The organism is Pseudoflavonifractor sp. HCP28S3_F10 (assembly GCF_052065415.1).
GTDB lineage: Bacteria > Bacillota > Clostridia > Oscillospirales > Oscillospiraceae > Pseudoflavonifractor_A.
The window spans coordinates 1-14,273 of the sequence record NZ_JBQHUB010000014.1; the positions used below are offsets into that span (position 1 = coordinate 1).

Sequence of the window (14,273 nt, forward strand, 5' to 3'; positions counted from 1 at the left end):
TGTCTACGCAGCCTGACGGCTGCGGCAACCTCGCTCACGGATAGATCCTGCGGCTCCATCCGTGAGCAAGGTTTTTACCACGGGGTGTCCAACTTGTTATTGCAATTTGCGAGTTTTATTTGAAATAATTCCCTTATAATATATATATTTTTAATATATTTCACGCTGTAACGCCGTATCCGGTTTACAGAGGCGGACAAACGAAAGGCGCGGGCAGACTGAAATACCTGCCCGCATTTTTCAAGTCAGAACCCGCCCATCGTGGGCCGAAGCGTTTCCCTGTTGAAGCTATGCTGATACCGCAGGATGCGTCCAGATACAGCAGCATCCAGTCCTCGCCGCCCGAGCACATAGATAGAAAGGGACAGCTCCGCCTGGGAGCATGGGGATGTCTGCCGGCCGTGAGATGTTGACAGTGGCCTAGATGCAGGGAATGTGGAGGGTGTACTCCCCCGGTCTGAAGTTCCAGTCCGTATATTCGTTCCCGCTGAAGGGCGTGTAGTTCAGGGGTGTGCCGGTGGGCACCGTGCCGTCGTCGGCGGCGGGCGGGCTGCGACGCCGGCCTCCAGCACATAGACGGCGCTCGCCGGGTCCTTGCTGATATCGCAACCGGGTACCACATCGAAATATCGCAGGGCCAGATAAGCGCAGGCATCCAAGGCAGAGGCCAGCAGCGCCATCAGCAGACCGGTGGCCATGGCCTTGAACAATTTCTTCAAGCCCGCTAGCGGCACTTTTCACTGTCGCATAGGGAATCAGGGAATCGCCGGTCTCCTTCTCCGGTCTCCCCCCGTAATATTTCATGCCGGTGATCTCTGCGTCCAGAGGCTCCAGATCGCCAAGCGCAGATTCCAGATCAGCCCGGTATCGCTTTATGGCCAGCCGGTCCGTGGTCACCGCCAAAGTACTCCAATACCAGACGAAGGCCCTCTCCACTTCCACAGAGGGCGCGTGGACGGTCCGCTTTGAGAATATGATTGCCGATGCCCTGAAGCTGGGGCCGCTACGCTGCATGGAACCGGAGCTGCCGGCGGAATTGGCGGCGCGGCTTGAACAGATCCGCCCGGAAGGGCTGCCCTCCAATGTCCTGCATGCCCTGGTTGCCTATTATCTGGCCAACCGGCCAGAGGACAACGATTGGGTGGTGCTTCCTGTGACCAACTTCGACTGCTATTTCGGCAATACCAACTTTGTCCGGAAGTATCTGAACCCCCCCTGCGGAGGTCATCAAACGGAGCAACAGCTTCGGCGTCAGCCGGTATCGGGTGAGAGAAAAATATCTGCCAAAATAAGCGACGAGACTGGCCAATATGGCCAGTCTCGTATTCTTTGTCTATGGCACCGTAGATTCTGTACTGCTTACAGGTTTCCGGTGCCCTTACGGCTCCGTCTCATAAGGCCAGGTGTTGATGCCGCCAAATTCGCAGATGTTGGTGTAGCCCAGTTCAGCCAGCGTGGAAGATGCGGTCTTACTGCGATTTCCGCTGCGGCAGTACACCAGAACTGTGGAGTCCTTTTCGGGAATAACAGCGGCGGCAGTTTCCTCGTCAATGATTCCTACCGGTAATAGCACGGAGCCGGGAATGTGGCCGTTGTCGTATTCGTCCTGCTCCCGCACATCCAGGATGATGACCTCCTGGGTGTCCATCATCTCTTTGGCCTCTTCCTGGGTAATCTGCTGGTAAGAACCGTCCCCAGCACCCCCGCCGCACCCAGTCAGCATCAACAGTAGAGAGAAGAGTAAAGGTACAATCCGTTTCATTTTAGTTCCTCCAGAAGTCCGGCAGCAAAGGCTTTGTGCCCCTGCTCCGTGAAGTGGACACCGTCATAGGCAAGGGAAATGTTCCACTTGCCGGTGTCGACAAAGCGGATGCCCATTTGTTCCGCCAGGGCCTGGCAGCACTTGGCAAAGGTATGGGAGTCGTCAATAAGCTGCTGACTGGGCACCCATTCTCCCAGGGCCACCGGTGGGGGTGCAATCAGCAGAATCTTGCTTCGATCCATAGATATGCCGGAGAGGAATCGTTTCAACTGTCCGGCGGCCTGCCCCGGACTTCTACCCTGGAGCAGATCGTTGGTACCCAACATGACGATCAGCAAATCCGTATCAGCAGGGAAACCGGGGGCAGTGGCAGGAATCTCCCGGCCATTTTGCCCCATATTGCAGACTGTCCAGCCAGTTTCCACGGCCAGGATGTCCGTCCACCGGCTGTCCGCATCATAGCGCCCGCCGAGCCAGGAGCAGGGATCATAGCCGAAGGTATTGGAATCGCCGAAGCAGACAGCTTTCATTTTGTGTTTCCTTTTCTCTGTGTGATGTCGGTATCATTGTCTGAAAGGCTCAACATATGTATTCGTTTTTCGAAACTGCCGCCATCAGCCCCTGCTCAATTTGCTCCTTCTCGCCGCTTCCATCCGTTCGAAGTCGCAACAGTGGGATACCGCACTTTTCAAAAATCCTGTTCTTCTTTTCATCTCTGCTTGCCTGGACGCTTCCGGCGGCGTGGAATGCGGCACCGTCCACCTCTACCGCCAGCAGAGGAGATTTATCCATCCTGCGGAACAAGAGAAAATCTACATGGGTCAGGGGATTTCGGGCGTATGCCGTTTCCTCCTCCGTCAACATCGAATAGTCTTTCACCAGATTGACCAGGGACACATGGGCCGCACAATCCACAAAAGAAAACTCCGCCTTTTGGAGGATGTCCCGGATCACCGCATAGAGAAGATTTTCTGAGTCGTATTCAGAAACTCTCCCATGCTTTTTCAGAAAGGCCCATCGCTGCTCGGCATATCCCTGATAGAGCAGGTCAAAAACGGAATAGACCGCGCTTTCCATCACCGCGCAGTTGTTGTACTCGATATAGCGGGCCAGATCACCGTAGTTGGTCCGGTCATTCTGTGGATCTTGAGAGGTGACGACAGTTAGGGACTTGACCGCCCGGGATACCGCCACATTCAGCATTCTGGGATCATCAACAAATTCTGTAATGACATTATCCACACAGGTCAGAATAATAGCATCCTTCTCCCGCCCCTGGAACTTATGGACAGTAGCCACTTCCAGGTCTTTACTCAGTTGTGTTTGGATTGCTGCCACCTGATCCCGATACGGGGTGATGATGCCGATGCTCTCATAGCCCTGTCTTGCCAGGTTAGGGAGCACCTCCTGCCGGATCACATCGATCTGTCTTTGATTCAGATGGCCACGGGCATGGTTTCCAGGGGCTGTCCGATACATGGTCAGGACATCCGGCTCCTCATGGTCTTCTGTCATGACGATCAGTTTCCCACCGTAGAATTTCTGGTTGCAGAAATTGATGATCTTGGGATGGCAGCGATAGTGTTCCCGCAGGAGGACGGTGGGAACCTCCGGCCATGCTGCGATAGCGGAGGAGAGCAGGCTGTGGGCAGAGAAATGGTAGGCCTCCGGGAGAGAATGCCGGGACCAGACCTCCTCGCTGTCCCGAAGGTTCTTGCTGTCCAGCACATTTGGGAGCTGCTGGAGATCTCCGACAATGACGATATTCCGGGCACTGGCAAAGGCCAGCACACCGGTGGCCAAATCCACCTGGGAGGCCTCGTCCACAATAAGGTAGTCATAGACATGCTCAAAATTCAGGGTGCCCTTGATGGAGTAAGTCGTACTTAAGATCACCGGATACTCCCGGTTAAATTCTCCGGAATTCCCCCGGAAATCCCGCATCTCAAAACATCGACGCGGCTCTTGCCAATGGAACTTTTCACTCAGCTCCGCCTGGAACAGCCGCAGGGATTTTTCGGCCAGTTCGGCCATCTTTTCTTCAAAGGCATACTGCTCCAGTTTCTTCTCCAACTGAGCCTGCTCTTCCGTCAATTCCTGCCGGCGGACCACATAGAATTGCCGCTGGAGGTACGGGATCACCAGTTCCGGTACTTGGAGAAATACTTTCAGGGCACTGCGATTGAAGCGAAACAGGATGGATATTTTCTGAAGCAGACCCAACTTGCTCTCCTGCTGGGCGTGCTGCTCATACTCCAACCAGAGAGACAAAATCTTTTGGGAAGAGAGACCCTTCACCTCATCTCTGGGGGCTTGGGCATAGGTGCTGTAGTACTCACCGAAGTAGTACTGTTCCGGCGTCAACTGGAGAAGTTCCTGCTCAATGGCGGCAATGCGGTTCTTCGCATTGAGCATCTCACTGAGTTCTTTGGAGAGAACTGTCACCTCCTGGTCCAGTTGTGACTTCTCTTCCAGCTCAAGAACCCAGGCGGCCATATTGGGATATTGGCCGGTCTGTGCTTCCAGAAAACGCTCCTTATTGGCGCGGCTCCCCAGAAAAGCTGTCAAAAAAGAGAGACCTTTCTTCTCCAGCTTTTCCGCCACATTCAAGGTGGCGGAGTTGTTGTTGGAGACAATAGCCACTGTCTGGCCGTTGCGAACCGCATTGGAGATGATATTCAGAATGGTCTGCGTCTTTCCGGTACCGGGCGGTCCCTGGATGATGCTGATCTGGGAGGAAAGGGCATTTTCTACCGCTATTTTCTGACTCTGGTTCAGGCCAAAGGGGTAGATGACCGTCTCCAGAAGAGCCCGCGCCGCAGGCTTCTTGGAGAAGTTCAGATAGCAGGACAGCACGGTTGCATCACTGACACTTTTGATTCGCTCATACTGGGTACTCAGGATATTGAGGCCGCCTTCGGCCACCAGGCTGACCGCCGCTGCCGTCTCTTTGAAGTAGCCAAAGATGCCCATCTGCTTTTGATCCGTAAGGCAGTTTTTCTGGAGTTCTACTTGGGCTTTTGGATATGTAAGGGTCTTTTTCCCTGTGCGGAGGAAACGGTAAAAGAGGCCAAAGTCCAGAATCTCATCAACCTGCTGGAGGGTATTCCCGTCCACAGCAATGATGAATTCAGAGGGATTGATCCGGTTTTGTACGTTTAGCAGCTGCACTTTTTCGGCATGATAGCAATAGGGCTTTGAGGAACTGCTATAGACCACCTCGCACATACCACCCTGAAAGCGGAAGCTGGCGACGGAGTCGGTCTTATCTTGGCCGTTGACCAGGAGCATATATTTTTCACTGTCCATCGCAAACCTCCTTCGCCCATTTTTACCGGCCTTTTTCCGTGATTGACCACGTGTTGCTATGTTGATGACTCAAGTGATAAGCCAAGCAGCTGTTTTACGGACATATGGAACCCAACGAAGATACCCTCTATCCCGTCCTCCGCGGCGTCTACCGTGCCGCAGTCAAGGGGGAGGGCGGCGTGACCAGCTACCGCTTTGTGAACCTGGACGAACGGGATTCCAATGCGCCCGTGGCCTCTCTCAGCAAAAATGCTGACGGTACTGCCCTGATCTATGCAGTTGAAAAGTTTGCAAGTGACAGCGACGAGATGACCCAAATCACCAGCATCAGGCTCAATGACCTGGAACTGCTCAAGACCGATGAGAGCGGTTACCGTTTCTCCGGCAGCTATGTCCTGACCCACGGCGGCAGCTATGTTCTGACCGCAACGGATGAGGCCGGAAACAAGGGCGTCAGCGGAGAAGTGGAGGTCGATCCGTTCCCCATCGTCCTGCCGGAAAGCGCCATCTCCATCACCAAGGTGACAGAGACCAGCTCCACGGATGAGAAGGGGCAGACGGTCTATACATCAAACAGCGATGGCAAGGTCACGATCGACCTGAGCCAAATCACCGGCGGCGTCTATGACAGCGAAGCATCCAAGGCTGCCGGAAAGGCAGCCGGCAGCTACGGGTTCGCCCTGCTACCTGTGACCGGAAAAGACACCCCTGTCCCTGATGAGGATACCCAATGGAAGAAGGCCGATCAGCTTACCGGACTGGATGTGGGAGACTATGTCCTCTATGTCCGGGACGCCAATGCCCCCGCTGTCATCACTGGTCCTATTGCCCTTACCATGGAGTTCCTGCGGGTCATCATCCATGATGTGGCGACCACTTATGCACCCAACGGCTCCATTACCGTTACCGCCACCGGCGGAGCCGGCGCTCTGGAGTACGCGATCTACAGCCTGGATCTGGAGGCTTCCGGCAAGCTGACCATCAACGACCAAGGTACCCCGAACGATGACAGCGATGACACCATGGATACCGTTCAGTCGGATGGCACCACCGTTTCCAGGGCCCTGTGGCAGGAGACCAACACCCTTACGAAGCTTCCCTCCGGCAAGTATATCGTTAAAGTACGGGATTCCAACGACCACGCCAACTGCGCGGAACGGGAGGTTCGTGTCCATGTGAGATCCTCCGGGGGCGCCGTCAATTCGGTGACTGTACCGGAGCAACCGGAACATGGTACGATTTCTGTCAGTCCCTCCAGCGCATCCGAAGGCAAGACCGTTACGATCACCATCACCCCGGATGAGGGCTATGGCGTGCAATCTGTCACAGTAACAGGCAAAAACGGCAAAAACATCTCTGTGACCGCGATTGGCAGCGGTAAATACAGCTTTACCATGCCCGGCACCGCAGTCACCATCAAGGCCGAGCTCGTACCGCTGCGTGACATCGTAACCTTTACCGACGTTCCCGCCAATGCCTACTATGCGGACGCGGTGAGTTGGGCGGTGCTCAATGGCGTTACAAAGGGCACATCCGAAACCACTTTCTCTCCCGATGCAAGCTGCACCCGTGCACAGGCCGTCACATTCCTGTGGCGTGCTGCCGGTTCCCCCGCTCCCAAGTCCAGCGCCATGCCCTTCACCGACGTGGATGCTGACGCCTACCACCACGACGCCGTGCTGTGGGCTGTGGAACAGGACATAACCAATGGTACCAGCGATACCACGTTCAGTCCCAACGCAACTTGCACCCGGGCGCAGATTGTCACCTTCCTGTGGCGTTCTCAGGCATCCCCTGCAGCCGGTGCGGTGAATCCTTTCGCCGATGTGGCGGACAATGCCTACTACGCAGAGGCCGTAAAGTGGGCCGTGCTGGAGGGCGTTACTTCAGGTACTACCGCTACCACCTTTAGTCCAAACGATAACTGCACTCGCGCGCAGATCGTTACCTTCCTGTGGAGGCGGTTTGGTGAGTAATTAAGCTGCTGAAGCAACCATCTGCCGCTACATGAAGTAACCTTCAATCCACATAAAACCCCAAAGCGACCAAAGGGGCGGCGGTGTTGAGCCGTCGCCCCTGTCCTGTAATACACAGCAGTGAATACCAGTGAGCATTTACAATGGGACTGGTTAGAATTGCCAAAGGCAGCAATCGGAGAGAAGTGCATCAAAAAGGTCGTGATGACAGTCCGAGACTATGCCCGACAGCAGGTGGTAAAACAGGTACTCGAAGTGGAAAAGCCCGAAATCTTAAGAGTTGGATTACTAAAGGATGAAGAAATCAGAAAACTTATAGAAACTGCCTTCGGAATTACAAACCATATATATTCGGATCGCATAGTTGCTATTGCAGAGGGAAATGCGCGACTGGCTAACGCTCATTGCAATGCCTCCATTTGCTTACCGTGGGATGCTTTTGTATAATTTGAAATGTCGTTCTTTATATCTGAGAGTACAACGCTTTTGACGAATATAATACCATATATGCATAAGACCATCAATGCAGGCAAAAAGAATCGCAAGTGAAATCGACATCTCTCTTTCGATCATAAGTCAGGAAAAGTGGCCCTTTTTCATCAGAACGCCTGAAGTAAAACATATTGCAAACGCTTCCCCATAAGGGAAACGTTTCTTCGTATTCATTCAATTATTTCAGCTCACACAGCACTGTACCAATATCGCCATCGAGCAGAATGGACTGCGCTTCAAGGCCTTTCATTGTGACAGCATCGCCAAGATTAACGCAGGCGTAAGTAGCCTTAGGATTCTGCGCCGTCATACGCAGGAATGGCACTTTGATGATGCCGGGGGTATTGCCGCCGACGCCGAACTCCAGGAACAGGATACGTCCGTTCATGTACCGACGCAGGAAATCTTCATACCGATGCGCTGCGGCGTACCAGCCGTCATCCTGCACGAAAGTATCGTCCGCGCGCAGGTTCATGGTCATGGGCTTGCCGCACTTGGGACAATATGGAATCAGCTCAGAAGGGACACGCATATCCGCCTGCTCTGCGATCATCCGGCGGACAACAGCCTCGTTATCATAAGTCTCCTGATGACACGGCTCGCTGCACTGCCAGAGGCCGTAGTCGCCCTGGGTGTAGAACAGCCGCATCTTATCAAAACCAGCCAACTGAAATTGATGGTCCACATTGGTGGTCAGGACAAAGTAATTCCTGCCCTTGACAAGCTCCAGCAGGTCCATATAGGGCTTTCCGGGTGTCACATCGTAACGGTTGTAGTAGATGTGGCGGCTCCACCAGGCCCAGTATTCCTCCTGAGAGAGAAACGGATAAAAGCCGCCGGAATACATATCGGTGATGCCGTACTTCTCATGGAAGTCGGAGAAGTATTTCAGAAAGCGCTCGCCGCCATAGGTCAGACCGGCTGAGGTGGAAAGCCCGGAGCCCGCGCCGATGAGGATGGCATCGGCGCTTTGCAGCTCAGCCTTCAGACGCTGAATTTTCTGAGAGTAATCGACCGTAGATTTCGAGGTCCAGGTCTTTGAAAACATTGAAAATCACCTTCATTTCGCTGCCGGTTTCTGCCTTAAACTTTCGTACAGTCTCCACGGCAATCTCAGCGGCCCGCTGATTGGGGAAGTGGAACACGCCGGTGGAGATGCAGCAGAACGCAATACTCCTCACGCCGTTTTGCCCGGCCAGTTCCAGACAGGAACGGTAGCAGGAGGCTAGCAGGCGCTCATCCTCCGGGGTCACACGGCCCTGAATGATGGGGCCGACGGTATGCAGCACATAGTCGCAGGGCAGGTTGTAGCCTAAAGTGATTTTGGCCTGTCCGGTAGGCTCCTCATGGCCCTGGTGCTCCATGAGCTCAGCGCAATCCAGCCGGAGCTGGATGCCCGCAAAAGTATGGATGCAGTTGTCGATGCAGGCGTGGCACGGCACATAGCAGCCCGTCATGCCGCTGTTTGCGGCGTTGACAATGGCGCCGCACTCCAGTCGAGTGATGTCGCCCTTCCAGAGGTAGAAATCGCCGCAAACCGGCTCCAAATCGGCCAAGCGGGTGATGCCTGTAGCTTCGATCTCCTGACGCAGGTATTCGTCCTGCACGGTCAGGAATTCGGTGTCGATGGCTTGGGGGCGGCGGATGTTCATCAGGGAGCGCAGCATACGCTTTTGCTCATAGTCGTCCGCCGGGACTTCCATGCCGCGATAACGCCTGTCCTCGTCCAGCAGCCGCTTGATGAGAAATACTCTTCTTTCAGCCTGATTCATATGCTTTTCTCCTACACGAAGATTGCCCGCCCTTTCGCAGAGCGGGCAATCTTTTTAGAATTTGTGGACTTCAGGATCTGCGGTAAAGGAGCTGAAGGTGGCGACGGCATTCTTCAGGTACAGCACCTGAGTATTGCCGTCATTCTCATCGTACATGGCCCGCAGGTTGGTGTAGTCGTCCAACATGGACTTCTTGGCTTCTACGCGGTCATCCTCCACCAGTTCAGCGGCAACGCGGAGCCACACGCCGTCCTTGAAGGCGCAGATCTCGCACTTGGGGTTGGCGGCCAGCTGTTTGGACACGGACTTGGATTTGCCGGTCTGAATATACAGCTTACCCTCGAAGATATGGGCAGTGCCGAAGGGGCGGACGCGGGGCTGATCGCCCTCCACAGTGGCCAGGTAGTATGTACCAGCAGACTTCAGAAATTCGCATACTTTTTCCATGAGAGATACCTCCGTTTATTTGATTGCTTGACGCATCATGGTTTTTCTTATATGATACAGTTAAAAGTTTCTCTTGTAAAGTAGGTACTATTTTGTTATATAGTCACCAAATAGAAACTATTGGAGGATTTATGATGGAACTGCCTGCATGTCCGGTGGAAACTACCCTGATGCTCATCGGGGACAAATGGAAGGTGCTGATCCTGCGGGATCTGATGGACGGCACCAAGCGCTTCGGCGAACTGAAAAAGTCCATCGGTACGGTATCCCAGAAGGTGCTGACTGCCCAACTCCGGGACATGGAGGAGAAGGGACTGCTCACCCGCAAGGTCTATGCTGAGGTGCCGCCAAGGGTGGAGTATACTCTCACCGAGACCGGCTATAGTCTGAAGCCAGTTTTGGACGCCATGGGGACCTGGGGTGCGGACTATCAGGCGAAGAACGGATAAGGAGAACAACAATGGTTCGTGAAATATGCAGAGACGAGGCTTTTCTCGCCCAAAAGGCGGAGCCCGCCACGGTTGACGATCTCGGCGTGGCGCAGGATCTGCTGGAAACATTGGCCGCCCATAAGGATGCCTGCGTGGGTATGGCGGCGAATATGATTGGCGTCAACAAACGCATCATCGCCTTTGACAACGAGGGCGAATACACGGTCATGTTCAATCCCGTCATCATCAAGCAGTCCGGGCTGTATGAGGCCGAGGAGGGCTACCTGTCCCTCATCGGTACACGGCGCACAAAGCGCTTCCAGACCATCAAGGTGCAATGGCAGAACGAGAAGTTTCAAACACGTCTCAAGACCTTCACTGGCTGGACGGCGGAGATCATTCAGCACGAGATCGACCATTGCGAAGGGATCATCGTATGAAGAAAAGGACGAGAAGCATCCTGTCCGCGTGTCTGGCGCTCCTTTTCGTCTTAGGGGTTGGCGGCTATGCCTATGTGTCCGATTATTACCATGCCGATGAGACAGCATTGGAAGCTATGGCCTATCAGACAGACAGTGTGCAGGCGGAGTTGGATGGGAATGTGACCTGGTTTGTCCCGGAAAACCCCGTAGCGGGACTGATTTTCTACCCTGGTGGTAAGGTGGAGAATACGGCCTATGCGCCCCTGATGCGCGCCTGTGCGGAAAACGGTATTCTCTGCGCGCTGGTGCGGATGCCTGGCAATCTGGCTGTCCTGGATGCTAACGCTGCGGATGGACTCCAACAAGAACATCCGGAGATCACAACCTGGTACATAGCCGGACACTCTCTGGGAGGTGCCATGGCAGCGGGCTATGCTGCGGCACACGAGAAGGACTTCGACGGGCTGATTCTGCTGGCCGCCTATTCCACAAAGGATCTCTCACAGACAACCCTGCGGGTGCTCTCTGTCTATGGCTCGGAGGACGGGGTGATGAATCGGGAATCCTATGAAAAGAATCGTTCAAATCTTCCCGCAGATACCACGGAAGTCGTTCTGGACGGCGGTTGCCACGCCCAGTTTGGCAGTTATGGTCCGCAGGATGGTGACGGCGTCCCCACTATTTCGGGCGAGGAACAGGTTCGGCGGACCGCAGGAGTGATTGCAGCTTTCATCGGACAGTAAGGAGGTCCAGTATGGTACTCTATTTCAGCGGTACCGGGAACAGCCGGTACATCGCCCAGCGCATTGCGGAAGCCCTGGGCGACGAGCTTCTCAGCATGAACGACCGCATCAAAGCGGGTGATACTTCGCCGGTCACATCCGATGAGCGACTGGTCATCGTCACGCCCACCAATGCGTGGCGTATCCCGCGCATTGTGCGTGACTGGCTGGTTAAAACGAGCTTTCCGAATGCAAAACAGGCGTGGTTTGTGATGACCTGCGGCAGCGAGATCGGCAATGCCGCCAAATATAACCGCGGGCTCTGCCAGGGGAAACAACTCACCTATATGGGCACGGCGCAGATCATCATGCCGGAGAATTACATTGCCATGTTCAACGCGCCCCAGGCGGAGGAAGCGCGGCAGATCGTTGCCAGGGCGGAGCCGGACATTGACCGTGTGGCCTCCGCCATCGCAGAGAATCAAGCGTTCACACCGCCCCGCAATAATTTCTATGACCGCTTCATGAGCGGCCCAGTGAATCCGATCTTCTATTCTTTCTTCGTCAAAGCGAACGCCTTTACGGCCGGCGATGCCTGCACCGGCTGCGGTCAGTGTGCCAAGCTCTGCCCAACGAACAACATCACGATTCAAAACGGTAAGCCTGTCTGGGACGGCAACTGCACCCACTGCATGGCCTGCATCTGCCGCTGCCCGGCGGAAGCCATCGAGTACGGTAAAAAGAGCCTGGGCAAGCCCAGGTATCATTTCGAGGCGCTTTAAAAAGTGAAAAAGTCCGGAGAGCAAGCTGCTCTCCGGCTTTCTCGTTCTATTCATCCATGCTGTGTGCATGTTCATAAGCCCGCCGGATATCCTCCGGCATTTCCTCCGGCCGCAAACTGGAAAGACGGTCCTCGTTTCCGTCCCGAATCGCCTGTTCATAATACCAGCACTTGAAACGCAGCATATCCAGGACCCGGTTCATCCGCTCGATCTCCGCCTCCACCGCCGCCTTCTGATGGAGGAACAGCTCCCGCCGCTGTGGATAGGTTTCGCTGCCCTGTACGCACCACGCCATGAACTGTTTGATGTCCTTGATCTCCAGGCCGGACTTTTTCAGGCACTCGATCACGCGGAGGGCTTCCAGCTCTTTTTCTCCGAATTTTCGGATGCCGGAATCTCTTTGGATCGTGGGGAACAGTCCTTCCTTGTCATAATACCGCAGTGTGGATATGGGCAGATCAAACATCTCAGACACCTGGCCGATGGTATACATGGAACTCCCTCCAAAAAACTTTCAAAATAATGCTTGACCTAAAGTTAGGTTTAGGTACTATCATGAGTTTATCAGCAAAACAATCACAATGCAAGACACAAAAAGGAGTTTTTTATGAGCAAGAATGTTTTGATTATTTCTTCCAGTCCCCGCAAGGGCGGCAATTCCGAAACGTTGGCTGCATCCTTCGCGAAAGGTGCCGGGGAAGCCGGTCACACGGTAGAAACCGTTTATCTTCGGGAGAAAAATTACGGTTTCTGCAAGGGCTGTCTGGCTTGTCTCAAGGTTGGCCATTGCTTGATCGACGATGACGCGGTGGAGATCGCCGCCAGGATGCACGATGCGGATGTGCTGGTATTTGCCACGCCCGTTTACTATTACAGCGTCAGCGGTCAGCTCAAGACCATGCTGGATCGTGCCAACCCTCTCTTTGACTCCGATTACGCCTTCACCAAGGCATATCTTCTGGCAGCTGCGGCTGAGGATGGGGAAGAAACGGTGGAAGGAACCGTCAAAGCCGTACAGGGCTGGGTGGACTGCTTTGAACGGTGTGAGCTGGCGGGCACCGTCTTTGCCGGCGGCGTCAACGGTGTAGGCGACATTGCCGGACATCCGGCACTGGAGGAAGCCTATCAGATGGGTAAGGAGGTCTGAGTATGGAGCAACTGAATTTGACACAGGAATGGGACAAGACCTTTTCCAAAAGCGAAAAAGTAGACCATCGCAAGGTTACCTTCCATAACCGTTATGGAATCACCCTTGCGGCGGATCTATATATTCCGAAACATGCGGAGGGCAAGCTCCCGGCCCTTGCGGTGAGCGGACCCTTCGGCGCGGTCAAAGAGCAGTCCTCCGGGCTGTACGCACAGGCTATGGCCCAGCGGGGCTTCCTGACCATCGCTTTTGACCCGTCCTTTACGGGGGAGAGCGGCGGCAGTCCCCGGTATGTGGCTTCCCCGGACATCAACACAGAGGACTTCTCCGCGGCGGTGGATTTCCTTTCCGTTCAGGGCAATGTGGACCCGGAGAGGATCGGGATCATCGGTATCTGCGGCTGGGGCGGCATGGCGCTGAACGCGGCGGCCAATGACACCAGGATCAAGGCAACCGTCGCATCCACCATGTATGACATGACTCGGGTGAGCACGAAAGGGTACTTTGACGCAGAAGACAGCGAGGAAGCGCGCTACGAAAAACGCAGGGCCCTGAATGCACAGCGGACGGCCGACTACAAAAGCGGGACCTATGCCCGGGCGGGCGGCGTGGTGGACCCGCTGCCGGAGGACGCGCCCTTCTTTGTGAAAGACTACTACGACTATTATAAGACCAGCCGTGGGTATCACCCGCGGTCGCTGAACTCCAACGAGGGCTGGAATGTCACCTCTGCGTTGCCCTTCCTGAATATGCCGCTTTTGCAGTACAGCCACGAGATCCGCAGCGCGGTACTGCTGATCCACGGAGAGAAGGCACATTCCTGCTACTTCAGCAGGGACGCCTTTGAAAAGCTGACCGGCGACAACAAGGAGCTGCTCCTCATTCCAGGTGCGGTGCATACCGACCTCTATGACCGGTTGGATGTGATCCCCTTTGACAAAATGGAAGCGTTCTTCCGGCAATATATGGGTTGATTGCTTCAGAGATGAAAACAGACGGAAACGAGGCGTA

15 protein-coding genes are annotated in these 14,273 nt (G+C 54.6%); 7 read left to right on the forward strand and 8 right to left on the reverse strand.

The genetic code is table 11. The features are described 5' to 3' along the window. Window positions 1–503: 503 nt before the first annotated feature. The 4 genes from ACTNBZ_RS07555 to ACTNBZ_RS07570 all read right to left on the reverse strand — a co-directional run bounded on the left by ACTNBZ_RS07555 (window position 504) and on the right by ACTNBZ_RS07570 (window position 5,071). On the reverse strand, window positions 504–719 hold the full coding sequence (locus ACTNBZ_RS07555; RefSeq protein WP_441209059.1) for a hypothetical protein: 216 nt from the start codon (window positions 717–719) through the stop codon (window positions 504–506). A gap of 659 nt (window positions 720–1,378) precedes the next feature. After that, window positions 1,379–1,762, reverse strand: coding sequence for a rhodanese-like domain-containing protein (locus ACTNBZ_RS07560; protein WP_441209060.1), 384 nt, complete (start codon window positions 1,760–1,762; stop codon window positions 1,379–1,381). Continuing rightward, window positions 1,759–2,292: a GDSL-type esterase/lipase family protein gene (locus tag ACTNBZ_RS07565; RefSeq protein ID WP_441209061.1), complete on the reverse strand. Its 534-nt coding sequence runs from the start codon at window positions 2,290–2,292 to the stop codon at window positions 1,759–1,761. The genes ACTNBZ_RS07560 and ACTNBZ_RS07565 overlap by 4 nt, the downstream gene beginning before the upstream one ends. A 49-nt stretch (window positions 2,293–2,341) precedes the next feature. After that, window positions 2,342–5,071, reverse strand: coding sequence for an AAA domain-containing protein (locus ACTNBZ_RS07570; protein ID WP_441209062.1), 2,730 nt, complete (start codon window positions 5,069–5,071; stop codon window positions 2,342–2,344). A gap of 104 nt (window positions 5,072–5,175) precedes the next feature. Here ACTNBZ_RS07570 and ACTNBZ_RS07575 point away from each other — a divergent pair, with 104 nt between their 5' ends. After that, the gene (locus ACTNBZ_RS07575; RefSeq protein WP_441209063.1) at window positions 5,176–7,047 is read left to right on the forward strand and encodes an S-layer homology domain-containing protein; all 1,872 of its coding nucleotides are present in this window, start codon (window positions 5,176–5,178) and stop codon (window positions 7,045–7,047) included. A gap of 670 nt (window positions 7,048–7,717) precedes the next feature. Here the strand turns inward: ACTNBZ_RS07575 and ACTNBZ_RS07580 are convergent. From ACTNBZ_RS07580 to ACTNBZ_RS07590, 3 genes are read right to left on the reverse strand one after another with little or no spacing between them, the layout of a single operon-like run. After that, window positions 7,718–8,587 (reverse strand): SIR2 family NAD-dependent protein deacylase, encoded by an 870-nt coding sequence (locus tag ACTNBZ_RS07580; protein ID WP_441209064.1) that lies wholly within the window; start codon window positions 8,585–8,587, stop codon window positions 7,718–7,720. After that, a complete protein-coding gene (locus ACTNBZ_RS07585) occupies window positions 8,517–9,311 on the reverse strand; it encodes a protein-ADP-ribose hydrolase (protein ID WP_441209065.1) in 795 nt (264 codons plus the stop codon). Before ACTNBZ_RS07585 ends, ACTNBZ_RS07580 begins: the two co-directional genes overlap by 71 nt. Window positions 9,312–9,365: 54 nt before the next feature. Further along, window positions 9,366–9,758 carry a pyridoxamine 5'-phosphate oxidase family protein gene (locus tag ACTNBZ_RS07590; protein ID WP_441209066.1) on the reverse strand — a complete coding sequence of 131 codons (393 nt, stop codon included), beginning with the start codon at window positions 9,756–9,758 and terminating at the stop codon, window positions 9,366–9,368. Window positions 9,759–9,892: 134 nt separating this feature from the next. On the opposite strand from ACTNBZ_RS07590, the gene ACTNBZ_RS07595 reads away from it, so the two are divergent. The 4 genes from ACTNBZ_RS07595 to ACTNBZ_RS07610 are packed head-to-tail and all read left to right on the forward strand — an operon-like array spanning window position 9,893 to window position 12,115. Beyond that, window positions 9,893–10,207, forward strand: a complete 315-nt coding sequence (locus ACTNBZ_RS07595; protein ID WP_235371231.1) for a winged helix-turn-helix transcriptional regulator — start codon at window positions 9,893–9,895, stop codon at window positions 10,205–10,207. An 11-nt stretch (window positions 10,208–10,218) separates the two neighbouring features. Then, a complete protein-coding gene (locus tag ACTNBZ_RS07600) occupies window positions 10,219–10,629 on the forward strand; it encodes a peptide deformylase (RefSeq protein ID WP_441209067.1) in 411 nt (136 codons plus the stop codon). Further along, window positions 10,626–11,354 (forward strand): alpha/beta hydrolase, encoded by a 729-nt coding sequence (locus ACTNBZ_RS07605; protein WP_441209068.1) that lies wholly within the window; start codon window positions 10,626–10,628, stop codon window positions 11,352–11,354. The genes ACTNBZ_RS07600 and ACTNBZ_RS07605 overlap by 4 nt, the downstream gene beginning before the upstream one ends. Before the next feature lie 11 nt (window positions 11,355–11,365). Further along, on the forward strand, window positions 11,366–12,115 hold the full coding sequence (locus tag ACTNBZ_RS07610; RefSeq protein ID WP_441209069.1) for an EFR1 family ferrodoxin: 750 nt from the start codon (window positions 11,366–11,368) through the stop codon (window positions 12,113–12,115). Window positions 12,116–12,161: 46 nt separating this feature from the next. On the opposite strand, the gene ACTNBZ_RS07615 is transcribed toward ACTNBZ_RS07610, so the two are convergent. Next, window positions 12,162–12,608, reverse strand: a complete 447-nt coding sequence (locus tag ACTNBZ_RS07615; protein WP_441209070.1) for a MerR family transcriptional regulator — start codon at window positions 12,606–12,608, stop codon at window positions 12,162–12,164. A gap of 114 nt (window positions 12,609–12,722) precedes the next feature. Here ACTNBZ_RS07615 and ACTNBZ_RS07620 point away from each other — a divergent pair, with 114 nt between their 5' ends. Beyond that, the gene (locus ACTNBZ_RS07620; RefSeq protein WP_441209071.1) at window positions 12,723–13,262 is read left to right on the forward strand and encodes a flavodoxin family protein; all 540 of its coding nucleotides are present in this window, start codon (window positions 12,723–12,725) and stop codon (window positions 13,260–13,262) included. A 2-nt stretch (window positions 13,263–13,264) separates the two neighbouring features. After that, a complete protein-coding gene (locus ACTNBZ_RS07625) occupies window positions 13,265–14,236 on the forward strand; it encodes an alpha/beta hydrolase (protein WP_441209072.1) in 972 nt (323 codons plus the stop codon). Window positions 14,237–14,273 lie beyond the last annotated feature (37 nt).